This is a genomic window from Streptomyces caeruleatus (assembly GCF_001514235.1).
GTDB classification, from domain to species: domain Bacteria; phylum Actinomycetota; class Actinomycetes; order Streptomycetales; family Streptomycetaceae; genus Streptomyces; species Streptomyces caeruleatus.
This window is the reverse complement of record NZ_KQ948953.1, coordinates 1-21,389: the sequence shown is the minus strand read 5'-3', so window position 1 is coordinate 21,389 and position 21,389 is coordinate 1. Positions and strand designations below refer to the sequence as shown.

General features: G+C 70.5%; 22 protein-coding genes. 13 read left to right on the top strand and 9 right to left on the bottom strand.

Annotated features, from left to right (window positions below):
* The 5 genes from AQJ67_RS43745 (at position 1) to AQJ67_RS48065 (ending at position 2,831) form a co-directional block, all read left to right on the top strand.
* Positions 1-1,356: a CynX/NimT family MFS transporter gene (locus AQJ67_RS43745; protein ID WP_062725702.1), complete on the top strand. Its 1,356-nt coding sequence runs from the start codon at positions 1-3 to the stop codon at positions 1,354-1,356.
* A 49-nt stretch (positions 1,357-1,405) separates the two neighbouring features.
* Positions 1,406-1,522 carry an SGM_5486 family transporter-associated protein gene (locus AQJ67_RS50345; RefSeq protein ID WP_107083970.1) on the top strand — a complete coding sequence of 39 codons (117 nt, stop codon included), beginning with the start codon at positions 1,406-1,408 and terminating at the stop codon, positions 1,520-1,522.
* A gap of 317 nt (positions 1,523-1,839) precedes the next feature.
* Complete coding sequence (locus AQJ67_RS43740) at positions 1,840-2,046, top strand: hypothetical protein (RefSeq protein WP_062725700.1); 207 nt, start codon at positions 1,840-1,842, stop codon at positions 2,044-2,046.
* A 65-nt stretch (positions 2,047-2,111) separates the two neighbouring features.
* Positions 2,112-2,630, top strand: coding sequence for a SixA phosphatase family protein (locus AQJ67_RS43735; protein WP_062725698.1), 519 nt, complete (start codon positions 2,112-2,114; stop codon positions 2,628-2,630).
* A gap of 27 nt (positions 2,631-2,657) precedes the next feature.
* Positions 2,658-2,831: a hypothetical protein gene (locus AQJ67_RS48065; protein WP_159058943.1), complete on the top strand. Its 174-nt coding sequence runs from the start codon at positions 2,658-2,660 to the stop codon at positions 2,829-2,831.
* On the opposite strand, the gene serB is transcribed toward AQJ67_RS48065, so the two are convergent.
* Complete coding sequence (serB, locus tag AQJ67_RS43730) at positions 2,816-4,024, bottom strand: phosphoserine phosphatase SerB (protein ID WP_062725696.1); 1,209 nt, start codon at positions 4,022-4,024, stop codon at positions 2,816-2,818. The two genes, AQJ67_RS48065 and serB, sit on opposite strands and share 16 nt — an antisense overlap.
* A 255-nt stretch (positions 4,025-4,279) precedes the next feature.
* Positions 4,280-6,289, bottom strand: coding sequence for a streptophobe family protein (locus tag AQJ67_RS43725; protein ID WP_062725694.1), 2,010 nt, complete (start codon positions 6,287-6,289; stop codon positions 4,280-4,282).
* A gap of 242 nt (positions 6,290-6,531) precedes the next feature.
* Here AQJ67_RS43725 and AQJ67_RS43720 point away from each other — a divergent pair, with 242 nt between their 5' ends.
* Complete coding sequence (locus AQJ67_RS43720; RefSeq protein WP_062725692.1) at positions 6,532-9,105, top strand: ABC transporter ATP-binding protein/permease; 2,574 nt, start codon at positions 6,532-6,534, stop codon at positions 9,103-9,105.
* A gap of 90 nt (positions 9,106-9,195) precedes the next feature.
* Here the strand turns inward: AQJ67_RS43720 and AQJ67_RS43715 are convergent, their stop codons facing one another.
* From AQJ67_RS43715 to AQJ67_RS43705, 3 genes are all read right to left on the bottom strand, one after another.
* Positions 9,196-9,972 (bottom strand): transglycosylase SLT domain-containing protein, encoded by a 777-nt coding sequence (locus tag AQJ67_RS43715; RefSeq protein WP_062725690.1) that lies wholly within the window; start codon positions 9,970-9,972, stop codon positions 9,196-9,198.
* A 299-nt stretch (positions 9,973-10,271) separates the two neighbouring features.
* Positions 10,272-11,573: an S-adenosylmethionine:tRNA ribosyltransferase-isomerase gene (locus AQJ67_RS43710; RefSeq protein ID WP_062725688.1), complete on the bottom strand. Its 1,302-nt coding sequence runs from the start codon at positions 11,571-11,573 to the stop codon at positions 10,272-10,274.
* The gene (locus AQJ67_RS43705; protein ID WP_062725686.1) at positions 11,570-12,268 is read right to left on the bottom strand and encodes an SDR family NAD(P)-dependent oxidoreductase; all 699 of its coding nucleotides are present in this window, start codon (positions 12,266-12,268) and stop codon (positions 11,570-11,572) included. The genes AQJ67_RS43710 and AQJ67_RS43705 overlap by 4 nt, the downstream gene beginning before the upstream one ends.
* A gap of 241 nt (positions 12,269-12,509) precedes the next feature.
* Between AQJ67_RS43705 and AQJ67_RS43700 the strand changes: the two genes are divergently transcribed.
* The 3 genes from AQJ67_RS43700 (at position 12,510) to chpE (ending at position 14,703) form a co-directional block, all read left to right on the top strand.
* Complete coding sequence (locus AQJ67_RS43700) at positions 12,510-13,655, top strand: GAF domain-containing sensor histidine kinase (protein ID WP_062725684.1); 1,146 nt, start codon at positions 12,510-12,512, stop codon at positions 13,653-13,655.
* Positions 13,648-14,289 (top strand): response regulator, encoded by a 642-nt coding sequence (locus tag AQJ67_RS43695; protein WP_030053710.1) that lies wholly within the window; start codon positions 13,648-13,650, stop codon positions 14,287-14,289. The genes AQJ67_RS43700 and AQJ67_RS43695 overlap by 8 nt, the downstream gene beginning before the upstream one ends.
* Before the next feature lie 168 nt (positions 14,290-14,457).
* Positions 14,458-14,703 (top strand): chaplin ChpE, encoded by a 246-nt coding sequence (gene chpE, locus AQJ67_RS43690; RefSeq protein WP_062725682.1) that lies wholly within the window; start codon positions 14,458-14,460, stop codon positions 14,701-14,703.
* A gap of 178 nt (positions 14,704-14,881) precedes the next feature.
* Here chpE and AQJ67_RS43685 read toward each other — a convergent pair whose 3' ends face one another.
* The gene (locus AQJ67_RS43685) at positions 14,882-15,670 is read right to left on the bottom strand and encodes a hypothetical protein (protein WP_079056557.1); all 789 of its coding nucleotides are present in this window, start codon (positions 15,668-15,670) and stop codon (positions 14,882-14,884) included.
* A gap of 144 nt (positions 15,671-15,814) precedes the next feature.
* Here AQJ67_RS43685 and AQJ67_RS43680 point away from each other — a divergent pair, with 144 nt between their 5' ends.
* The 3 genes from AQJ67_RS43680 to AQJ67_RS43670 all read left to right on the top strand — a co-directional run bounded on the left by AQJ67_RS43680 (position 15,815) and on the right by AQJ67_RS43670 (position 18,194).
* Entirely contained in the window at positions 15,815-16,612 is a 798-nt protein-coding gene (locus tag AQJ67_RS43680) for an ABC transporter ATP-binding protein (protein WP_048587106.1), read from the top strand.
* A gap of 60 nt (positions 16,613-16,672) precedes the next feature.
* Positions 16,673-17,104: an NfeD family protein gene (locus tag AQJ67_RS43675; RefSeq protein WP_079056556.1), complete on the top strand. Its 432-nt coding sequence runs from the start codon at positions 16,673-16,675 to the stop codon at positions 17,102-17,104.
* A 133-nt stretch (positions 17,105-17,237) separates the two neighbouring features.
* Complete coding sequence (locus AQJ67_RS43670) at positions 17,238-18,194, top strand: SPFH domain-containing protein (protein WP_062725676.1); 957 nt, start codon at positions 17,238-17,240, stop codon at positions 18,192-18,194.
* A 136-nt stretch (positions 18,195-18,330) separates the two neighbouring features.
* On the opposite strand, the gene AQJ67_RS43665 is transcribed toward AQJ67_RS43670, so the two are convergent.
* The 3 genes from AQJ67_RS43665 to AQJ67_RS43655 form a co-directional block, all read right to left on the bottom strand.
* A complete protein-coding gene (locus AQJ67_RS43665) occupies positions 18,331-18,837 on the bottom strand; it encodes an HNH endonuclease (protein WP_062725674.1) in 507 nt (168 codons plus the stop codon).
* Positions 18,838-18,982: 145 nt separating this feature from the next.
* Positions 18,983-19,522, bottom strand: coding sequence for a YbhB/YbcL family Raf kinase inhibitor-like protein (locus AQJ67_RS43660; RefSeq protein WP_062725671.1), 540 nt, complete (start codon positions 19,520-19,522; stop codon positions 18,983-18,985).
* A 43-nt stretch (positions 19,523-19,565) separates the two neighbouring features.
* Positions 19,566-20,348, bottom strand: coding sequence for a sporulation protein (locus AQJ67_RS43655; protein ID WP_062725669.1), 783 nt, complete (start codon positions 20,346-20,348; stop codon positions 19,566-19,568).
* 140 nt (positions 20,349-20,488) lie between these two features.
* Here AQJ67_RS43655 and AQJ67_RS43650 point away from each other — a divergent pair, with 140 nt between their 5' ends.
* Complete coding sequence (locus AQJ67_RS43650) at positions 20,489-21,139, top strand: DNA-3-methyladenine glycosylase (protein WP_062725667.1); 651 nt, start codon at positions 20,489-20,491, stop codon at positions 21,137-21,139.
* Positions 21,140-21,389: the final 250 nt, after the last annotated feature.

Sequence of the window (21,389 nt, the reverse complement as noted above, 5' to 3'; positions counted from 1 at the left end):
ATGATAGGCCTCATGGCACGCGAGGAACACCGGACGGCGACGTCCACGCGAATACGCACGGCCCAGACCCGCACCACCGAGGCTCCCACCCCCACACGGCCCGCCACGCGCGCGTGGACGACGCGGCTCGTGGTGCTCGGCATCGTGCTGACCGCGTTGAACCTCCGCCCGGCCATCACCAGCCTCGGCGCCCTCCTCGAAGAGGTCCGCGACGGGCTCGGCATGAGTGGCAGCGTGGCCGGACTGCTCACCTCCGTACCTCCGCTCTGCTTCGCCCTCTTCGGCGTCATGGCCCCCCGGCTCGCCCGCCGCTTCGGCCCCGGCGCCGTGGTCTGCGCCGGCATGGCCGCCATCACCGCCGGCCTCTTCCTGCGCCCGTACCTCGGCAGCACGGCGGGCTTCCTGGCCGCCAGCGCCCTCGCCCTCATGGGCATCGCGCTCAGCAACGTCCTGATGCCGGTCATCGTCAAGCGCTGGTTCCCCGACCGGGTCGGCTCCATGACCGGCCTGTACTCGATGGCCCTCGCCCTCGGCACCGCGTCCGCGGCGGCCGTCACGGTGCCCATGACCGAGGCGCTGGGCGGCAGTTGGCAGACCGGGCTCGCGGTGTGGGCGGGCCTCGCGGCGCTGGCCGTACTGCCGTGGATCCCCTTCGTAAGGAACCGTGACGCCGACCGGGAGCGGGGCCGGGACGGGGAGCACCGCCCGGACGGGGGAGCGGCGCCGGCCGCCTCCGCTCAGGAGAAGCACGCGCGCGTGGAGGCCCCCACGCTGCGGATCACCCGGAGCCGCACCGCTTGGGCCCTCGCCGTCTACTTCGGTCTCCAGGCCACCGGCGCCTACATCACGATGGGCTGGATGGCGCAGATCTTCCGCGACGCGGGCGTGCACGCCGGCACCGCGGGGCTGCTGCTCGCCGTCACCATGGTCATGGGCGTACCCCTGGCCTTCGTCATCCCGCGCCTGGCCACCCGGCTGCCCCACCAGGGCCCGATCGTGCTCGCGCTGGGCGTCTGCGGCCTCGTGGGCTATGCCGGCCTTTACCTCGCGCCGGTCGCCGGGTCCTGGGCCTGGGCCCTGCTGCTCGGCGTCTCCAACTGCTCGTTCCCGCTGGCCCTCACCATGGTCGGCATGCGAGCCAGGACCAGCGCGGGCGTGGCCCAACTGTCGGGCTTCGCGCAGAGCACCGGCTATCTGATCTCCATCCCCGGCCCGCTCCTGGTGGGCGTGCTCTACCAGCACAGCGGCGGCTGGGGGCTGCCGATCGCGCTCATGGCCGGCCTGATGATCCCGCAGATGGCGGTGGGCGTCCTGGCGGGACGCGACCGCACCGTGGAGGACGAGGCGGCCCGCTGAGCCTGACCCCGGCGCACCCGCCGCGGACCGCGGGTGCGAGACTTCCCGTATGCCAGTGCTCGACCCGAACCCCCAAAACGGCCAGAAGAAGATGCTGCTCGTCTTCGGTGCCTTCTTCGCCATCTTCGTGATCATCGCCATCGTGGCGACGATCGCCGCGCCCTGAGCCGAGATGGCCGCCGTGTCCTGAGACAGGGTCCGCGCCGCGCCCTGAGACGGGGTGAAAGCCGCGCTCTGAGGCGGGATGATCACGGCCCCTCCGTGGGTGACGGCCCCTCCCTGACGCGTGGCCCGTCGCCGCTTCCCGACACGTGGCCGTCGAGATCGTCAAGCCGATGGTGGGGCTAGCACCACCATCCCCTAGGGGGCGAGTGTCAGGGTCAACTGGGTGGATCACCGGATGGGTTGACGGCCGGGAAGTCCGTAACTTCGAAGTGTGACCGCGAGAGGCGGGCACGGACACTCGAAGACCACGGAGGCGACATGTCGGCCCGCACCCACACCCCGCCCCACCCGGCGTCCACGGGCCGTGCCGACATCCGGCTGCCCTGGTGGGCCCTCGCCCTGCCGACGCTCGCTTTCATCACGCTGCTGACGCTGATCCTCAACCCCTCCGACGCGCACGCCGCGACCGCCGAGCCCGCGATCACGCAGCTCTTCGAGCACATACAGCAGTTGATCACGCGCTGAGCACTGCGGAAGCCGCCCGTCAACTCCCTGCGCCCCGTGGCGTGTTTCATGCGAAGCTGGATCTCATGAGCGTCGCTGAACCCCGCAGGATTGTCCTCTTCCGGCATGCGAAAGCCGACTGGCCACAGGTGAACGACCACGAGCGGCCGCTCGCCGACCGGGGCCGAAAGGACGCGGCAGAGGCCGGCCGCAGGCTGGTCGACACCGACGTCCCCTTCGATCTGGCCCTGTGCTCGACCGCGACCCGGACCAGGGAGACCTGGAAGCTCGCCGTCCACGAGTTCCCGCACAGGCCGAAAACCATCTACGAAGAGCGGGTCTACGAGGCCTCGCCCGGCGAGCTGATCGCCCTGCTCAACGAGACACCCGACGACGCGCAGAACGTCCTGCTGATCGGCCACAACCCGGGCGTGCAGGGCCTCGCCGAGATCCTCTCCGGCGCCACCGAGAGTGACGCACGCGAGCGCATGAGCCGCCGCGGCTTCCCGGCCGCCGCCTTCGCGGTCCTCTCCTTCAGCGGCAGCTGGAAGACCCTGGAGCCCGGCGTGGCCACGCTGCTCGACTACTGGGCCCCCTCCGAGTGACCGACCCACGCGAAGGGGCCCGGCACCGTGACGGTGCCGGGCCCCTGTGCACGTAGAACCTGGAATGCGGTCGAGGCGGTCGAGGCGGTCGAGGCAGTCGAGGCGGTCGAGGCAGTCGAGGCGGTCGAGGCGGCGGATGCGGCCGGCGCACCCGATGTGCTCGGCGCTCCCGACGCGTCAGGCCGTCAGGCCTCGTCGTGACTGTCCGCCGTCTCGACCTCTTCGCGGGTGACGCCCAGCAGATACAGGACCGTGTCCAGGAACGGCACGTTCACCGCCGTGTGCGCCGCCTCCCGCACCACCGGCTTGGCGTTGAAGGCGACCCCCAGGCCGGCCGCGTTCAGCATGTCCAGGTCGTTGGCGCCGTCGCCGATCGCCACCGTCTGGGACAGCGGGACCCCCGCCTCGGCGGCGAACCGGCGCAGCAGTCGCGCCTTGCCCGCCCGGTCCACGATCTCGCCGGTGACCCGGCCCGTCAGCTTCCCGTCGACGATCTCCAACGTGTTCGCCTGGGCGAAGTCGAGCCCGAGCCGCTCCTGGAGGTCATCGGTGACCTGAGTGAACCCGCCCGAGACGACACCCACTTGATACCCGAGGCGCTTCAGCGTACGGATCAGCGTGCGCGCGCCCGGCGTCAGCCGCACCTCGCTGCGCACCTTCTCCACCACCGAGGCGTCCAGCCCCTCCAGCAGCGCCACGCGCGCGTGCAGCGACTGCTCGAAGTCCAGCTCCCCGCGCATCGCGGCCGCCGTCACCTCGGCCACCTGGTCCTCACAGCCGGCGTGCGCCGCGAAGAGCTCGATCACCTCGTCCTGGATGAGGGTCGAGTCCACGTCCATGACGACCAGGCGCTGTGCACGCCGGTGCAGCCCCGCGGCGACGACCGCGATGTCGACACCCAGTGCCGCCGCGTCGGTCACCAGGGCGGTGCGCAACGGCTCGGTCTGCGCACCGGACACCGCGAACTCCACCGCCGTCACCGGGTACTTGGCGAGGCGGAAGATACGGTCGATGTTGGCGCCGGACTTCGTGATCCTGGCGGCGATCGAGGCCGTGGCCTCCGCGGTCAGGGGGTGTCCGAGCACGGTCACCAGGGAGCGTCCGTGGCCGCGCGGCCGGTTGTCGCCCAGGCCGGAGATGATCTCCGCCTGCATCTTCATCGACTCGGCCCAGCTGTGGACGGTCGCTCGGAGGTCGCCCTCCATACCGGCCGGAGGCTGCGTCACGAGAGCGCACAGCGTGATCCGGCCACGGGTGACGACCTGCTCGATGTCGACCACGTCGACCGAGTAGGCGGCCAGCGTGTCGAAGAGTCCGGCCGTGATGCCCGGCCTGTCCTTCCCGAAGATCTTGACGAGAAGGGTGGGGATGTCGGAGGTCTGCGAAGCGCTCATGGTGCTTCCACCGTATCCGGCACCCCGTGCCTGCCGCCGCTGAGGTCCGTCTAGCGGACACGGAACACTGGGTGTCGGCCGGGTGGCGTGAGCCTTACGTCACGGCCACGACTGCCTCGGTGACGCTGAGGCGGCCCAGGCACACCGGGCGCCCCCGACGCACCGGGCGCCCCAGACGCACTGTGAGCCGACGCCGGGGCGGATCCCCACGAGACGTGCCGAGCCGGCTCGTGCCTCAGGAGCGCCTCTGGTGAATCAGGTACGCCCCTTCGGGTTCCCCGGTGGCGGGGGAGCCGGCGGCGGTGGGGGTGGAGGCGGCGGTGGAGGGGGTGGCGGCGGAGGCCCGTCGTCCGCTCCGGCCGGCGGCCGTTTCCCACGCCCCCGAGGAGGCCGCGGCGACCTGGGAGGCGGCCCGATCGGCCGGACGACCGTGGGCGCGCCGTACAGGTCGTCCTCACCGTCACGCGCCGGAACGTCCTCGGGAGACCTCGCACCCTCGGGAGACCTTGCACCCGCGGGAGACCGCGCACCCTCGGCTGGCGGGCCCACTCCTGGCGGTCGCGCGTCCTCCGGTTCGCGCGACTGGTCCGGCACGCGCAGATACGGGTTCGTCGCCGGGTTCGGAGGCCGGTACGGGGCGCCGGGGGCGTACGGTCCGGACCGTCCTGCGTACGGCGAAACCCCGGCACCCTCGGCCGTAGGCCCAGCGGCACCACGGTCAGGCCCACCGGGCCCACCGGCAGGCCCACCGGGCCCACCAGCAGGACCAGCCGCAACCGCAGGCCCCCTAGCCCCCACGCCCACCCCCGGCGCCACCCCCGACACCCCCGCCACCCCCACAGCCAACGCCGCCACCCACCGCCCCGCAGCCCCGCTCGCCCGGGCCAGCAGCGCCCCCACGGCCCCCGCCCCCGCGCCCCACGCCGCCCCGAGGACCAGCGCCATACCGAGGTTCCCCCGCAGCCGCACCCCGGCTCCGAACGCGTCGAAGCCCAGCACCGACAGCGACGCGTCCACGGACAGCTCCGTAAGCCACACCAGCAACGGCAGCGTCAACGCCGTGGCGACCCCGAGCCGCAGCGCACACCGCCCGGCGAAACGGAGGGCCCCGGGATCCCGTACACCCCCGGGATCGCCCCGGCCCCCCACCGGCGTCCGCACCGCCGTCAGTACCCCCGCGAGCAGCATCATCACCGCCGCCGCGACCCCCAGCAGCCACACCCGCCCGTCCAGCTCGGCCAGCCTGCCCAGCGTCACGGACTGGTCGGCGCCGCTGTCGAGCAGGTCGTCCAGGGGGGCCGGCAGCAGAGCCGCCAGCGGCCCCGTCGCCCTGCCGTCGAACGGTACGAACAGGCCGACCGGGATGCCGAGCCACACGCCGTTCGGGGCGCCGAGAAGGACGGCGCCCGCGATCCGCCGGGGGTGGGCGTCGCCGACCGCCGCGTACGCCGCCGCCGCGAGACCGGCCGCGACCGCGATCAGCACCACGGTGACGAGGGCGGACGCGGCGGGCCGTACGACACGGTGGACGGCCTCCCAGCCGCGCGGCAGCGGGGTGCGGCGCGAGGCCAGCAGGGCGATCAGCAGGATGCCGGCGGACCAGCCGAGGCCGCCGAGCAGCGTCGGCGCCGTGTCCACCGTGAAGCCGACCGCCGCCTTCGCGTCGACGAGGTCGCCGATCTGGTCGGGCAGCAGCCTCCCGATGTCCCCGATGTCACCCACGCCGGGGATCTCGATCCCGCCAGCGCCCCCGTCACCCCCGCCGCCTCCCGGCAGGTCGTCGAGCCCCAGCGAGCTCCCGTCGATCGTGATGACGTCGTGCCCCGCCCAGGCCAGTCCCCCCAGCATCGCCACGAACAACGCGACCACCGTGCCCGCGCGCGCGAGCAGTTCGGCCGGCGCGATCACAACTCCTGCGCCCCGCAAGGACCGTAAGAAGAACCACGACAGGAGAACCGCGCCGACCAGGCTGACCCCCAGTGGCGTGATCTCGACGGCGGTCGCCGCCTCCGCGCCCGTCAGCCCGAAAGCGGACACATCGCCGGACGGCGTGACAGAACCACCTGCCCCAAGGGCCACCACCGCCGCGGTCATGGGGCCGAGAGAGGCCGAGCTGTCGGCCTCCAGCAGATGCAGTCCGAGTGCCGCGGTGCCCGCCATCCCGATCAACGCCCAGCTCACGCAGGCGATTGCGGACAGCAGGATGTCCCCCCACGGCAACCGTGTGCCGTGCCTCGCGGACTCGACGTTCGTGGACGCGCTCATGGCAGACCCCCCGATCCGCGGCGCGGCGACTGTTCGCCGCGCATGTCCCCCTCGCGTGGATTACCACTCTCCGGACTGATTTCAACCCCGTCAACGGAACCAGTCGAAGCGCGGACGCGTGCTCCTCCCAAGGCCCGACTTTCGGTCAGGGGGCGGAGCCTGAAATAGTTCCCGACGATGTTCGACATCCCTAGACTCCCTGTGTTGGGGGTAACTCGGGGGACTACTCAGTGGGGCATGGAGTGCCGGAACTCGTACTGGAATTGAATGGACGGACCTGGACGCTGGACGCGTCCAGGCCCTACACCCTCGGACGCGATCCGCAGGGTGACATCGTGCTCGACGACGCAAGGGTGTCCTGGCGGCACGCCACGATCAGCTGGAGCGGCCGCAGTTGGGTCATCGAGGACCACGGCAGCACCAACGGCACGTTCGTGCAGGGCCAGCGGATCCACCACCTGGAGATCGGCCCCGGCTCGGCCGTGCACCTGGGCAACGCGACCGACGGACCGCGCCTGAACCTCTCCGGCACCGCGGCCTCCGTCGCCTCGCCGCAGGCCCAGCCGCAGCAGCAGCCGTACGCCGCGCAGGGCGCGAACCCCGGCTGGGCGCCGCAGGCCCCCGCTCAGCAGGCGCCGCCCCAGCAGATCCCGCAGCAGCAGGCCCAGCCGCAGCAGGCCCCGCAGGCCGGCTGGCAGCAGCCGACGCCGCAGCAGCAGCCGCAGTCCGCGGCGAAGGTGCCGCACCAGCAGGGCCCCGGTGGTGGCGCGGGGGCGCCGCCGGTCTACGGCGACCGCAGCCCCACCACGTTCCACCAGTTCTCCGTCGGCCGCGTCATGCGCATCGGCCGTGCCCTGGAGAACGAGCTGGTCGTCTCCGACCTGCAGGTCTCCCGGCACCATGCCGAGTTCCACTCGACGCCCGACGGCCGCATGGAGATCCGCGACCTCGGCTCCCACAACGGCACGTACGTCAACGGCCAGCCGATCGCCAAGGGCGGTTCGCAGCTGCTGGGCCCGGCGGACGTCGTCGGCGTCGGTCACTCGACGTTCCGGATCGTCGGCGACCGGCTTGAGGAGTTCGTCGACACCGGTGAGGTCTCCTTCTCGGCCCGCCACCTGACCGTCACGGTCGACGGCGGCAAGCAGATCCTCAAGGACGTCTCCTTCGGCGTCCCGGAGAAGTCCCTGATCGCGGTCATCGGACCGTCCGGCTCCGGCAAGTCGACGCTGCTCAAGGCGCTCACCGGCTACCGCCCCGCCAACCAGGGCGACGTCCTCTACGACAACCGGAACCTGTACAAGCAGTTCGCCGAGCTCCGCCAGCGCATCGGTCTGGTCCCGCAGGACGACATCCTGCACAAGGAGCTGACCGTCAAGAAGGCCCTCAAGTACGCGGCCAAGCTCCGCTTCCCGGCCGACACCACGGCCCGCGAGCGCGAGCAGCGCATCGACGAGGTGCTGCGCGAGCTCAAGCTGGACATCCACAAGGAGAAGAAGGTCACCTCCCTCTCCGGCGGCCAGCGCAAGCGCGTCTCGGTGGCCCTGGAGCTCCTCACCAAGCCGTCGCTGATCTTCCTGGACGAGCCCACGTCGGGCCTCGACCCGGGCATGGACCGCGACGTCATGCAGTTGCTGCGCGGCCTCGCCGACGACGGCCGTACGGTCCTCGTCGTCACGCACTCCGTGGCCGAGCTGGCGATCTGCGACAAGCTCCTCGTCATGGCGCCGGGCGGCGCGGTCGCGTACTTCGGCCCGCCGGAGGAGGCACTGAACTTCTTCGGCTACGACACCTGGGCCGACGTCTTCTCCGCCTTCGAGAACTACCGCGACTACGACTGGGCGGGACGCTGGAAGGGCTCGCAGCACTACCAGATGTACGCCGCGGACATCGACGCCATCGCGCCGCAGTCCGTACAGATGCCGCCGATGCAGGCGATGAAGCCGCCGAAGCCGCAGGGCTGGCTGTCCCAGTTCGGCACGCTGGTACGCCGCTATGTCTCGGTGATCGCCTCGGACAAGGGCTTCCTGGCCCTGTCGATCATCCTGCCGCTCGTGCTCGGCTCGGTGAGCCTGCTCATCGACTCCGGCAAGGACCTCCTGGTCAACACGGAGATCAACCCGAACACCGGCAAGCCCGTCGCCAACGGCACGGCGCTGACCGTCCTGCTGATCCTCGCGGTGGGCGCCTGCTTCGCCGGCGCCGCCAACTCCGTCCGTGAGCTGATCAAGGAACGGGTCATCTACGAGCGGGAGCGCGCGACCGGCCTGTCCCGGTCCGCGTACCTGATGTCCAAGGTGTTCGTGCTCGGTCTGATCACCGTGCTGCAGGGCCTGATGGTCGGTGTCATCGGCTTCTCCAGCCGCACGATCCCGGACGAGGGTCTGGTCCTCGGCAGCCAGATCCTGCTGGAGCTGTGCATCCCGATCATGGCGCTGGGCTTCACCGCGATGATGTTCGGCCTGATCATCTCGGCCCTGGTGAAGACCGCCGAGAAGACCATGCCGCTGCTGGTCATGTTCGCGATCGTCCAGGTCGTCTTCACCGGCTGCCTGTTCCCGCTGGCCAACTCCATCGGCGTCAACGAGCTCTCGTACCTGATGCCGTCGCGCTGGGCGGTCGCCGCCGCGGGTGCCACGCTCGACTTCAACCAGATCAGTCCGCCCGCCAAGGGCGACAGCAACGACCCGTTGTGGGAGCACACGGTCGGCGCCTGGTCCATGGACATGATCGCCCTGATCGTCCTCGGCGTGATCTGTGGCTTCTTCGTGGCCCGCTTCCTGCGCCGCCACGAGCCCGAGGTCATGCGCAAGTAGTCGCGTCCCGTACGACGCCCGAAGGGCGGCACCCCGTCAGGAGGGTGCCGCCCTTCGGCGTACGGATCGCAAGGCCCGCGCCTACCTCGCTCAGTACGCGCTGTCGACGTTGTCGATCGAGCCGTACCGGTCGGCCGCGTAGTTGGCCGCGGCGGTCAGGTTGGCGACCGGGTCGTACTGGCTCCAGGCGGTGCCGGCGACGTGGTAGGCGTCGAAGGTCGGCTTGATGACCTGCAGCAGACCGATCGACGGCACGCCGTTCTGGGCGTTGATGTCCCAGTTGTTGATCGCGTTCGGGTTACCCGAGGACTCCCGCATGATGTTGCGGTGGAGGCCGTCGTAGGTGCCCGGGATGTTGTGCTTCTTCATGATGTCCAGCGCCTCGCGGATCCAGCCGTCGAGGTTGTTGGCGTAGGTCTTCGCGGCGACCGGCTGGGCCTGGACGCGCTTGGCGGACCGGCTCGCGGCCTCCTTCGCCTCGCGCTCCGCCTCGGCCTTCTTCTTGGCGGCGGCAGCGGCGGCGGCCTTCTTCTTCGCGGCGGCGTCCGCGGCCTTCTTCTTGGCGGCGGCCTCGGCGGCCGCCTTCTTCTTGGCCGCGGCCTCCTGCTCGGCCTTCTTGGCCGCTATGTCCTCGGCCTTCACGCTGGCGGAAGCGAGCTGGTCGGTGACGCTGCCCTTGACGTCCTTGATCTGCTCGTTGCTGTACGCGACCTTGCTCGTGGGGGCTTCGGCCGTCGTCGTCTGGGCGTTGCCCGGTACGGCGGACAGCGCCAGAGCGGCGGCACCGAGCGTGCCGACACCGGCAATCGCGATCTTGTGCCGGTTGGTCAGCGTACGACTGAGTCGGTTCTTGGCGTTCTTGAGCATGGCAGTGGGACCTCTTCGAATAGCGCGGAGGTCGCTCGCTGTCCGTCGGGGGACACGGGTGCTTCCTGCACAAACGCCGCGGGGAAAACCCGCGGCGCTGAGCGACGAGAGCAATTCTTAGCGGCCGCAAAATTGCGTGGCAAAGGTGTGACGTACGATCCCCGGTAGTGGACCCATGAAGGGCAAATCGGGACAGACGGGACCGTCTGTCCCGCTCAAAAGGGACGTCGCTACCTACTACGGACTTTCGTACGTGACCTGCGCCCTATGCGCGGGCTCACATCGGCCGCGTGGCGGTCTCACCGGCAGTTGCTGCAGCAATGCTCTGCGTGAGGACCCTCCGCCGGCAGGATGAGATGCACGTCGCCGAACTCGTGCCACAGGTAGAGCCCCTGCAGCGCCGCCTCGTAGCTGCGCTCGATCGCGGCCCGCCCGGCGACCGCCTCCAGCATCAGCAGATGCGAGGCCTGCGGCTCGTGCAGCCCGGTCAGCAGCCCGTCCACCGCCCGCACCCCGCGCTCCGGCGTGACGACGAGGTCCGTCCACCCCGCACGCGCGCGTACGACCCCGTCGGCGTCAACCGCCGACTCCACGGCCCGCACGGCCGTCGTCCCGACAGCGACGACCCGGCCACCCCCGGCCCGCACCGCGTTGATCAGCCGCGCCGAGGCCTCCGGCACCGCGAACCGCTCCGGATACGGCGGCTCGTGCGCCTCCGCCGACGCCACCCCGGTGTGCAACGTGACCGGCGCGAACTGCACCCCCCGACTCACCAGCTCCGTCACCGTCCGCATCGTGAAGGGCCGCGCCGCACTCGGCATCTCCGCACTGCCCGCCCCGTCGCCCGACGGCAACGCGAACACGGTCTGATACACGGACAACGGCTGGTCCCGCTCGGTATAGGAGTACCGAATCGGCCGCCCGTACTCCCGCATCACCCGGAGAATCCCGGTCCCGTCCTCTTCCGCGGCCGCGGGTCCGTCGGCCTGCGGATGGGCTCCCCACAGCCCCTCAGCACCTACTCCTCCTGGCCCCTCAGTACCTGCTCCTCCTACCCCCTCAGCTCCTGCTCCCCCTACCCCCTCAGCTCCTGTACGAGCCCCACCCCGCCCCACGCCCCACACCCCACCCGACCCCTCTCCCGCGCCCCACCCCCGACCGACACCGGCACTCGAGGCCCTCGCCCACCAAAGCCGCCCGCTCCCCGGGCCCAGCGGCTCCTCCAGCACCAGCCCCGCCCCACCCGGCAGCCGCACCTCAGTCCCCGCGGGCCCGCCCGTACGCGCGCGCGTGGTGCCCCGCCCGTCGGGATCCCGCAGTTCGACCGCCCACCGCCCGTCGTCCCCGCGCGTGGAGAAGTGCACCACCACACGCGCGTGCCCGACCCAGCCGTCCACGGCGGCGGCCAGCGTCTGCGACGTGTTCACGACCAGAACATCCCCGGCCCGCAACAGCCGCGGCAGCTCCCCGAACGCGTGGTGCGACACGTCGGTGCCCCGAGACACCAGCAGCCGTACGGCGTCCCGGCCCAGCCCCGGTCCACGCTGCTCGGCGGGAACCCGCGCCGACAGCTCCTCCGGCACCCGCACCGCGAGCGTCACCGCCGCCCCTCCAACAGCGCCGGAGCTCCATAGCGACCGCTCGCCGGACGCTCGTCCAGCAGCCGCAGGAACGCCGGCACCACGCTGGACGGCGCCGGCCGCGGATCGTCGTCGTCCGGTACGGCCGCCGCATACAGGTCGGTGGCCATGTCCCCGGGATCCACCGCCCACACCCGCAGCGCCGGCTCCTCCTCCCCGAGCACCGCCGCGAGATGGTCAAGGGCGGCCTTCGACGCCCCGTACCCGCCCCACGTCTCGTACGCCTCGGCGGCCGCGTCCGAGCTGACCGTGATCACCGCCCCCGCCTCGGACGCCCGCAGCAGCGGCAGCGCCTCCTGTACGAGGGCCAGCGCGGCCACCACGTTCACCTCCAGCGCCCGCCGCAGCCCCTCCAGAGGCAGCGCGTCCAGCCGTACGAGCGGCTCGGCGCCCAGCGCGCTGGCGTTGCTCACCAGCAGATCGGCACCGCCCAGCCGCCACGCCGCCGCCACCAGCCCGGACCGGTGCCCGGTGTCCGTGACGTCCCCCGGAACGGCCGTCACGCGCGTGCCGTACGCACGAAGCCCGGCCACCGTCTCCTGGAGAACCTCCGCCGTCCTGGCATCGAGCACCAGATCCCAGCCGCGCGCGGCCAGCGCCTCGGCGAGCGCCCGCCCCAGCCCCTTGGAGGCCCCCGTGATGATCGCTACCGGCATGACAACCGTCCCCTCGTCTCCGGCCGCCCCGATCGGCGGTGCCCTCAACGTAGGAACGGGCCCGCCCGCCCCGCCTCGGACGCGGGCCGCAAAGCCGCGGGGCCCTTGGTCCTACGCCGCGCACTGCGGGCCTTTCGCCCTACGCCGCCGAACCTGCGACCGCAGGCCTAGGTCCCGCGCCGCAGCCGGCCGCCGCCACAGGTCCGATCCGGCTGTCACACCCCGCCGGTACCGTGAGGGCATGAGTCAAGGCCCCAGGTCCGGCCTCGCCGCGGTGAGCTCCGCGCTGCTGGCCATGAGCAGGCACCTCGAAGTGCGCGACGTCCTCAAGACGATCGTCGCCTCGGCCCGCGAGCTGCTCGACGCGCAGTACGCCGCGCTCGGCGTCCCGGACGACCACGGCGGCTTCGCCCAGTTCGTGGTCGACGGAGTCAGCGACGACCAGTGGAAGGCCATCGGCCCGCTCCCGCGCCAGCACGGCATCCTCGCCGCCATGCTCCAGGAGGCCAAGATCGAGCGCCTCGCCGACGTCCGCAAGGACCCCCGCTTCGAGGGCTGGCCGTCGGCCCACCCCGACATGTCCGACTTCCTCGGCCTGCCGATCCGCGACGGCGACGAGGTCATCGGCGCCCTGTTTCTGGCCAACAAGAACTGCCCCAAGCCGGAGGGCAGCTGCGGCTTCACGGCAGAGGACGTGGAACTGCTCTCCACCCTCGCCCAGCACGCCGCCATCGCCCTCACCAACGCCCGCCTCTACGAACGCAGCCGCGAACTGACGATCGCCGAGGAACGCTCACGCCTCGCCCATGAACTGCACGACGCGGTCAGCCAGAAGCTGTTCTCCCTGCGCCTGACGGCCCAGGCCGCCGCAGCCCTGATCGACCGCGACCCGGCCCGCGCCAAGGGCGAACTGCACCAGGTGGCCGCGCTCGCCGCCGAAGCCGCCGACGAACTGCGCGCCGCGGTCGTCGAGTTGCGCCCCGCGGCCCTCGACGAGGACGGCCTGGTAGCCACCCTGCGCACCCAGATCCAGGTCCTCGACCGCGCCCACACCGCGCGCGTGACCTTCGCCGGCCACGGCGTGAAGGCCCTGCCCGCCGCCCAGGAGGAGGCCGTTCTGCGCGTCGCCCAGGAGGCCCTGCACAACGCCCTGCGGCACTCCGGCGCCGAGCACGTCGAGGTGACGCTGGACCGGCGCGGCAGCGGAGCGGTCCTCCGGGTCACGGACAACGGCAGCGGTTTCGACCCGAAGGCGATACGCCGAGCCGGACGCCACCTCGGCCTGGTCTCCATGCGGGACCGGACGAGCGGGGTCGGCGGCACGCTGACCGTGGAATCGGCGCCCGGCAAGGGCACCACGATCGAGATGGAGGTCCCCGGTGGGTGACGCAATCAAGGTGCTGCTCGTCGACGACCACCAGGTCGTCCGCCGGGGCCTGCGCACCTTCCTCGAAGTGCAGGACGACATCGAGGTCGTGGGGGAGGCCGCCGACGGCGCCGAGGGAGTGGCCCGCGCCGAGGAACTGAAGCCGGACGTCGTGCTGATGGACGTCAAGATGCCGGGCATGGACGGCGTCGACGCCCTGCGCAAGCTCCGCGAACTCGACAACCCCGCGCGCGTGCTGATCGTCACCAGCTTCACCGAACAGCGCACGGTGATCCCGGCCCTGCGCGCGGGCGCCGCCGGGTACGTCTACAAGGACGTGGACCCCGACGCCCTCGCCGGAGCCATCCGCTCCGTCCACGCCGGCCACATCCTGCTCCAACCCGAGGTCGCCGGCGCCCTGCTGTCCCAGGAGGAGGCCAACTCCGGGCAGGGCAGGGCCGGCTCCCTGACGGAGCGCGAGCGCGAGGTGCTCGGGCTGATCGCGGACGGACGCTCGAACCGCGAGATAGCCAGAGCCCTGGTGCTCTCGGAGAAGACCGTCAAGACACACGTCTCGAACATCCTGATGAAGCTCGACCTCGCAGACCGCACCCAGGCCGCCCTGTGGGCCGTACGCCATGGCGTGACCGGCTGAAACGCTCTCCGCAGGGCATGACGGACGGCAATACGGAGGGTTCCGCTCCGGACTGAGATTCATACCGTCGTGGGAATGTCCCCCGGATGGCGCATCCTTCGTGGATCTCCGCCGTTTTCCAATGCGTGCTGCGGCGACTGCCGCGGCAATCGCAAGGAGGGCTTGAAAGTGAAGAACCTGAAGAAGGCCGTGGCTGTGACGATGGTGGCGGGTGGCCTCATGGCCGCCGGTGCCGGAATGGCCTCCGCCACCGACGGCGCGCACGCCGACGGCAAGGCCGTGGGCTCCCCGGGCGTCGCCTCGGGCAACCTCGTCCAGGCCCCGATCCACATCCCGGCCAACGTCTCGGGCAACACCGTGAACGTCGTGGGCATCCTGAACCCGGCCTTCGACAACCTGGCCGTCAACCGCTGACGCCACCCCGAAGCAAGCAGTGACCTCCGGCCTCCCGGCCCACCCCGGGAGGCCGGTCTGTTTCCAGCCCCTAGCCCGTCCGGCGTTTGAGGACGAGGCCGTTCAGGCCGATACGGGGGTCTGGGGGCAGAGCCCCCAGGAAACGGTCACACCAACGCCGATCACCAACAGGCCGACGTCACCGAACCCCCCGCTCCCGCTCCTCCACAACGGAGTTGTACGCGGCGACGAGCGCCCGCCGAGCCACCCGCTCCACCGGCCGCAGCGCCTCCGCCCGAGCCCCCATCTCAGCGGAGCTGACCGCACCCCCGTGCCCGTTCTCATAAGCCAGCGAGACCAACAACCCCACCCGCTGCGCAAGCTCCAGAACCCGCACCGCCCGCGGCGGATACCCCGGCGCCAACACCTCCCGCCCTCGCTCGGCCCGCGCCCGATACGCATCGATCGCCGCCTCGGCCACCGGCCCCGACCCGGCGACGTCCAGCCGCGACAACACCTCCGTCGCGTCCCGCAGAGCCTCCGCGAGCTCCCGCTCGGCCTCACCCAGCGACGGCACATCCGCAGGCGGCGCCTCCCGCACCGGCAGCACATGCCAGACGACCTCGACATGCACATCACCGTCGGGCCCGGCCTCGTACACCTCCGGCACCAACCCGAACGCGGCGCCGTGACAGACCACCGCCTCCTCGGCATCCATCGCCCGCGCGTTGAACTCAGGCGGCCCGCTCAGCCCCAGCGGATGCCCCGGCACCGGCAGAGCGACCCGCAGCCCGTTCACCCCGAGCGTCCGCAGCCGACCCAACGCCAGCGTGAGCCCGACGGGCGCCGACTCACCCGGTAGCCCCTCCACCCGGTGCACGGCGTCGTCCCCGACGATCTCGAGCACAGCGTCATCCGGCGAGACAAGTCCGGCCAAAAGGGCATTTCCCCAAGCGGCAAGGCGTCCTGAACGTGGTTCCGAGAGCATGCCCCCACCCTAAGGACCGGACCGATGGAATGAAGCGCCCGACCGGTGGCGTAGATTTCCTAGAGGGCTGCGCCCACCGGCGCACGCGACCACCGAGACGCCGAGACGCCGAGACCGGTCACAGCAAGGGGAGACAACGCGCTCATGAGCGATGTTCTGGAGCTTCAGGACGTATCCGTGGTCCGTGAGGGCCGGGCTCTGGTGGACCAGGTCTCCTGGTCGGTCAAGGAGGGCGAGCGCTGGGTCATCCTCGGCCCGAACGGGGCCGGCAAGACTACCCTCCTGAACCTCGCCTCCAGCTACCTCTATCCGACCGCGGGCACCGCCACCATCCTCGGCGAGACCCTCGGCAAGCCCGGCACCGACGTCTTCGAGCTGCGCCCGCGCATCGGCATGGCCGGCATCGCCATGACCGAGAAGCTGCCCAAGCGCCAGACCGTCCTCCAAACCGTGCTGACCGCCGCGTACGGCATGACCGCCACCTGGAACGAGGACTACGAGGAGATCGACGAGCAGCGCGCCCGCGCCTTCCTCGACCGCCTCGGCATGAGCGACTACCTCGACCGGAAGTTCGGCACCCTCTCCGAGGGCGAGCGCAAGCGCACCCTGATCTCCCGCGCCCTCATGGCCGACCCCGAGCTCCTCCTCCTCGACGAGCCCGCCGCCGGCCTCGACCTCGGCGGCCGCGAGGACCTCGTCCGCCGCCTCGGCCGCCTCGCCCGCGACCCGATCGCCCCCTCGATGCTGATGGTGACCCACCACGTCGAGGAGATCCCCCCGGGCTTCACCCACGTCCTGATGATCCGCCAGGGCAAGGTCCTCGCCGCCGGCCCGATGGAGCTCGAACTCACCTCCCGCAACCTCTCCCTCTGCTTCGGCCTCCCCCTCGTCGTCGAGCAGGTCGGCGACCGCTGGACCGCACAGGGCCTCCCGCTCTCCTGACCCCCTCTCAAACGATCGGCGCCCTGTCCGCGACAGGGCCCACGGTCCTACCATGACCATGTGGAAATCGACGCGTGGGTTTGGTGGTTGATAGGCGCGGCAGCGCTCGGCATCGGGCTTGTGATCACCGCGATGCCCGAACTCGGCATGCTGGCGGTCGGCGCCGTCGCCGCCGCGGTGGTCGCCGGCATCTTCGGCGGTGACGCCGTCGTCCAGGTCGTGTCCTTCGTCGTCGTCTCGACCGCGCTCATCGCCGTCGTACGGCCCATCGCGAACAGACATCGCGCCCAGCGGCCCCAACTCGCCACCGGCATCGACGCGTTGAAGGGCAAACAGGCCGTCGTCCTGGAGCGCGTCGACGCGTCCGGCGGCCGGATCAAGCTCGCCGGAGAAGTCTGGTCCGCACGCTCCCTCGACACCGACCGCGCCTTCGAACCAGGCCAGGAAGTGGACGTCGTGGACATCGAGGGGGCCACGGCGATCGTGATGTGACCTCGCACGACGTAAGTGGCGCGTTCGCGCCACGGGCCGCGCGACGGTCTGTCAGACTCGACCAGCAAGATCTTCAACAACCATAAGATCTGCCGAAGTTGCCGCAGCGGAGAAGGGGTACGGGGAAACGACGATGGAACCGGTCATCATCGTCTTGATCATTCTGGTGGTGTTGGTTTTCATCGCCCTGATCAAGACGATCCAGGTCATCCCACAGGCGAGCGCGGCCATCGTCGAACGCTTCGGCCGCTACACGCGGACACTCAACGCGGGCCTCAACATCGTGGTCCCGTTCATCGACACCATCCGCAACCGCATCGACCTGCGCGAACAGGTCGTACCGTTCCCGCCGCAGCCGGTGATCACCCAGGACAACCTGGTCGTGAACATCGACACCGTCATCTACTACCAGGTGACCGACGCCCGCGCCGCCACCTACGAGGTCGCCAGCTACATCCAGGCGATCGAGCAGCTCACGGTCACCACCCTCCGCAACATCATCGGCGGCATGGACCTGGAGCGCACCCTGACCTCCCGCGAGGAGATCAACGCGGCCCTGCGCGGCGTCCTCGACGAGGCGACGGGCAAGTGGGGCATCCGCGTCAACCGCGTCGAACTCAAGGCGATCGAGCCCCCCACCTCCATCCAGGACTCGATGGAGAAGCAGATGCGCGCCGACCGAGACAAGCGCGCCGCGATCCTCACCGCCGAGGGTACGCGCCAGGCAGCCATCCTCACCGCCGAGGGCGAGAAGCAGTCCCAGATCCTCCGCGCCGAGGGCGAGGCCAAGGCAGCGGCCCTGCGCGCCGAGGGCGAGGCCCAGGCCGTCCGCACGGTCTTCGAGGCCATCCACGCCGGCGACCCCGACCAGAAGCTCCTCTCCTACCAGTACCTCCAGATGCTCCCGAAGATCGCCGAGGGCGACGCCAACAAGCTCTGGATCGTCCCCAGCGAAATCGGCGACGCCCTCAAGGGCCTCTCCGGCGCGATGGGCAACCTGGGCGGCCTGGGCGGGGGTTCGGGCAACGGCGGATCCGCGAACATCCCCGGCCAGGCGACAGAACGCCGAGAGAAGCCGTCGATCGACTGAGATCTGTCGTGCGTACGCAAGAGGCCCGCCTTCTCGACAAAGGCGGGCCTCAACGCCCTCAGGGGCGCGGGGAACTGCGCGACAAACCACAACGAACCCGCGGCCCACGAACTACCGATGGACTCACGGCGAATGGTCAGGCCGCGTCCGTTGCCAGCCAATCCGGCAGCGCGGCAAACTCCTCGGCCCCCAGCGTCAGCAACATCGCATCAGCCGGCGTCGGCTCGAACGGCTCCCGAAGCAACGGCATACCCGCCTGCTCAGGCGTCCGGTCAGCCTTCCGATGATTGTCCTCCGCACAGGAGGCGACCGTATTCAGCCACGTGTCCTGCCCACCCCGGGACCGCGGCACCACGTGGTCCACAGTCGTCGCCCGGCGCCCGCAGTACGCGCACCGGTGCCGGTCCCGCACCAGCACACCCCGCCGCGACCACGGCGCTTGTCTTCGGAACGGCACCCGTACGTACCTGCACAGCCTGATCACCCGGGGCGCGGGTATGTCCACCGCGGCCCCACGCATCCGCAGTTCGGGGTGGGCCTGCTCGACGACGGCCTTGTCCTGAAGCACCAGAACGATGGCTCTATTCAACGTCACCGTCGACAGCGGCTCGAAGCTCGCGTTCAGTACCAGCGTGTCCCGCATTGCAGCCCACCTCCCGTGCGCACCTGCCCACCCCCTGGCGGGCTGGGATCAACTCTGGCCGGGCACGCCGAGATGGACAACGAAATAAAAAGTGCCCGCCCCCGATCACTTCCATGACCAGGGGCGGGCAAACGTTCCATGAACGTCAGGCTTCGGCAGGCACCTCGTACTCGGCGATCACGTGTGCGCGAGCGATGGCGTGGAACCGCAGGTTGAACCCGACGAAAGCCGGGCTCGCATCCGAGTCAGGACCGAGCTTCTCCTGATCCACGGCGTACACCGTGAACACATAGCGGTGCGGCCCGTCACCCGGCGGAGGCGCGGCACCACCGAAGTCCTTCGCCCCGTAGTCGTTCCGCGCCTGCACGGCACCCTCCGGCAGCCCCTCGAACTTGCCGCTGCCCGCACCCACCGGCAACTCGGTCACCGAGGCCGGGATGTCGAACACGACCCAGTGCCAGAACCCACTGCCCGTAGGGGCATCAGGGTCGTAGCAGGTCACGGCGAAGCTCTTGGTCCCGGCCGGGAAACCCTCCCAGCGCAGCTGCGGCGAGGTGTTGCCGGCCGCGTAGACCTGAGCGTCCTTGAGGGTCCCGCCGGACTCGACGTCCTCACTCGTGACCGTGAAGGACGGCACGGGCGGATGGAAGTCGTGGGGCAGCGGCCGCCTCTTGAGCTCGGTCACTTCGATACCTCCTGACGAAACAGTGGAATCAGCTGTTCCGAGCCTAGAACCAGTTGCGCTTGCTGCCGACCTCGGACAGCCACTGGTTGAGGTACGCCGCCCAGTCGGTCCCCTGGAAGTCGTTCAGCCCCACCTGGAACGACCGGAAGGTGTCGCTGCCCTCACTGAACAGCCCCGGCTTCTTGTCCATCTCGAGCACGACGTCCATCGTGTGCTCGTCGGCGACGAAGCTCAACTCGACCTGATTGATACCGCGGTACTGCTGCGGCGGGAAGAACTCGATCTCCTGGTAGAACGGCAGCTTCTGCCGCGTACCCCGGATGTGGCCCCGCTCCATGTCCGCGCTCTTGAAGCGGAAGCCCAGCTGGATGAGGGCGTCGAGGATCGCCTTCTGCGCGGGCAGCGGGTGCACGTTGATCGGGTCCAGGTCGGTGGAGTCCACGGCCCGGGCGATCGACAGCTCCGTCGTCACGCCGATGTTCATGCCACGCAGCGTCTGACCGTCGATCGTCGTGACCGGCGTCTCCCACGGGATCTCCAGACCGAACGGCACCGCGTGCACGGCCCCGGCCTGGAGCTCGAAGGCGCCACCCAGCGACATCTTCGTGAACTCGATGTCCTGCTTGTACTCCGAGTCCTGACCCTCGACCTCGACGCGCGCCTGAAGGCCCACCGACAGGCCCTCGATGTTCTGGTTCACGGACCCGCCCTGAATCCGCACCTCACCCTGGACGACACCGCCCGGAACGACGTTGACCTCCGTCAGCACCGTCTCGACCGAAGCCCCGCCGGCACCCAGGCTCGCGAGCAGCTTCTTGAACGCCATGACTCTCCTCTTTTCAGAGTGGATCCTTGATCCCTACAAACGCGATCCGGCCGTGGCCGGTTCCGCGTCCCCACCCTGGCAAGACGCACGCCCCCTGACCACCCCGTCGCGACCACCCGTCTGCACTACCCTCGGACGGCATGATCGCGACCCCCGACCGTACGCCCTTGCCCCGGGACTTCTTCGACCGCCCCGTCCTGGAAGTCGCCCCCGACCTCCTCGGCCGCATCCTGGTACGCACCACCCCGGACGGTCCGATCGCCCTCCGTCTGACTGAGGTCGAGGCCTACGACGGCCCTAACGACCCCGGCTCCCACGCCTATCGCGGCCGCACACCCCGCAACGACGTGATGTTCGGTCCCCCCGGACACGTCTACGTCTACTTCACCTACGGCATGTGGCACTGCATGAACCTGGTGTGCGGCCCCAACGGCCAGGCATGCGCGGTCCTGCTCCGCGCCGGCGAGATCGTCGAGGGCGCCGAGCTCGCCCGCACCCGTCGCGTCTCGGCCCGCAACGACAAGGAACTGGCCAAGGGCCCGGCCCGCCTCGCCACCGCCCTGGACGTGGACCGAGCCTTGGACGGCACGGACGCATGCGCCACCGGCGAGACCCCGCTGAGGATCCTGACCGGCACCCCGACCCCCTCCGACCAGGTACGCAATGGCCCACGCACCGGCGTGGCAGGCGACGGCGGAAACGGTGACATCCACCCCTGGCGCTACTGGATCGCCAACGACCCCACGGTGAGCCCCTATCGGGCCCACGTCCCGAGGCGCCGCCGAAGTTGACGCGCCCCGGTGAGGCGCGTAACGTGGCCCGAGCCGCTGAACCGGGTACTGCGAAGTCAGCAGCCGGAGCGGCCAACCCACTACTAACGAAACACCCTCAACGGGGTCGTTTTTTGGCGTGCCCGCATGCCTGAATTCGAGCCCACGGAGCCCGATTATGAATCGGGCGGGGGAATCGGCTAACGTAGTGAATGTCGAAAGGCCGCAGGGCGAAAGCCCAAAGCCAAACAGCAACCCCCCCGACAGGGAA

What these genes read in the sequence shown, in the direction of transcription:
- AQJ67_RS43745 (WP_062725702.1), top strand. Translation starts at nt 1, where the DNA reads ATGATAGGCCTCATGGCACGCGAGGAACACCGGACGGCGACGTCCACG.
- AQJ67_RS43735 (WP_062725698.1), top strand. Translation starts at nt 2,112, where the DNA reads ATGAGCGTCGCTGAACCCCGCAGGATTGTCCTCTTCCGGCATGCGAAA.
- AQJ67_RS43700 (WP_062725684.1), top strand. Translation starts at nt 12,510, where the DNA reads ATGAGTCAAGGCCCCAGGTCCGGCCTCGCCGCGGTGAGCTCCGCGCTG.
- AQJ67_RS43685 (WP_079056557.1), bottom strand. Translation starts at nt 15,670, where the DNA reads ATGCTCTCGGAACCACGTTCAGGACGCCTTGCCGCTTGGGGAAATGCC.
- AQJ67_RS43705 (WP_062725686.1), bottom strand. Translation starts at nt 12,268, where the DNA reads ATGCCGGTAGCGATCATCACGGGGGCCTCCAAGGGGCTGGGGCGGGCG.
- AQJ67_RS43655 (WP_062725669.1), bottom strand. Translation starts at nt 20,348, where the DNA reads ATGGCGTTCAAGAAGCTGCTCGCGAGCCTGGGTGCCGGCGGGGCTTCG.
- AQJ67_RS50345 (WP_107083970.1), top strand. Translation starts at nt 1,406, where the DNA reads ATGCCAGTGCTCGACCCGAACCCCCAAAACGGCCAGAAGAAGATGCTG.
- AQJ67_RS43665 (WP_062725674.1), bottom strand. Translation starts at nt 18,837, where the DNA reads ATGCGGGACACGCTGGTACTGAACGCGAGCTTCGAGCCGCTGTCGACG.
- AQJ67_RS43650 (WP_062725667.1), top strand. Translation starts at nt 20,489, where the DNA reads ATGATCGCGACCCCCGACCGTACGCCCTTGCCCCGGGACTTCTTCGAC.
- AQJ67_RS43670 (WP_062725676.1), top strand. Translation starts at nt 17,238, where the DNA reads ATGGAACCGGTCATCATCGTCTTGATCATTCTGGTGGTGTTGGTTTTC.
- AQJ67_RS43740 (WP_062725700.1), top strand. Translation starts at nt 1,840, where the DNA reads ATGTCGGCCCGCACCCACACCCCGCCCCACCCGGCGTCCACGGGCCGT.
- AQJ67_RS43680 (WP_048587106.1), top strand. Translation starts at nt 15,815, where the DNA reads ATGAGCGATGTTCTGGAGCTTCAGGACGTATCCGTGGTCCGTGAGGGC.
- AQJ67_RS43725 (WP_062725694.1), bottom strand. Translation starts at nt 6,289, where the DNA reads ATGAGCGCGTCCACGAACGTCGAGTCCGCGAGGCACGGCACACGGTTG.
- serB (WP_062725696.1), bottom strand. Translation starts at nt 4,024, where the DNA reads ATGAGCGCTTCGCAGACCTCCGACATCCCCACCCTTCTCGTCAAGATC.
- AQJ67_RS43715 (WP_062725690.1), bottom strand. Translation starts at nt 9,972, where the DNA reads ATGCTCAAGAACGCCAAGAACCGACTCAGTCGTACGCTGACCAACCGG.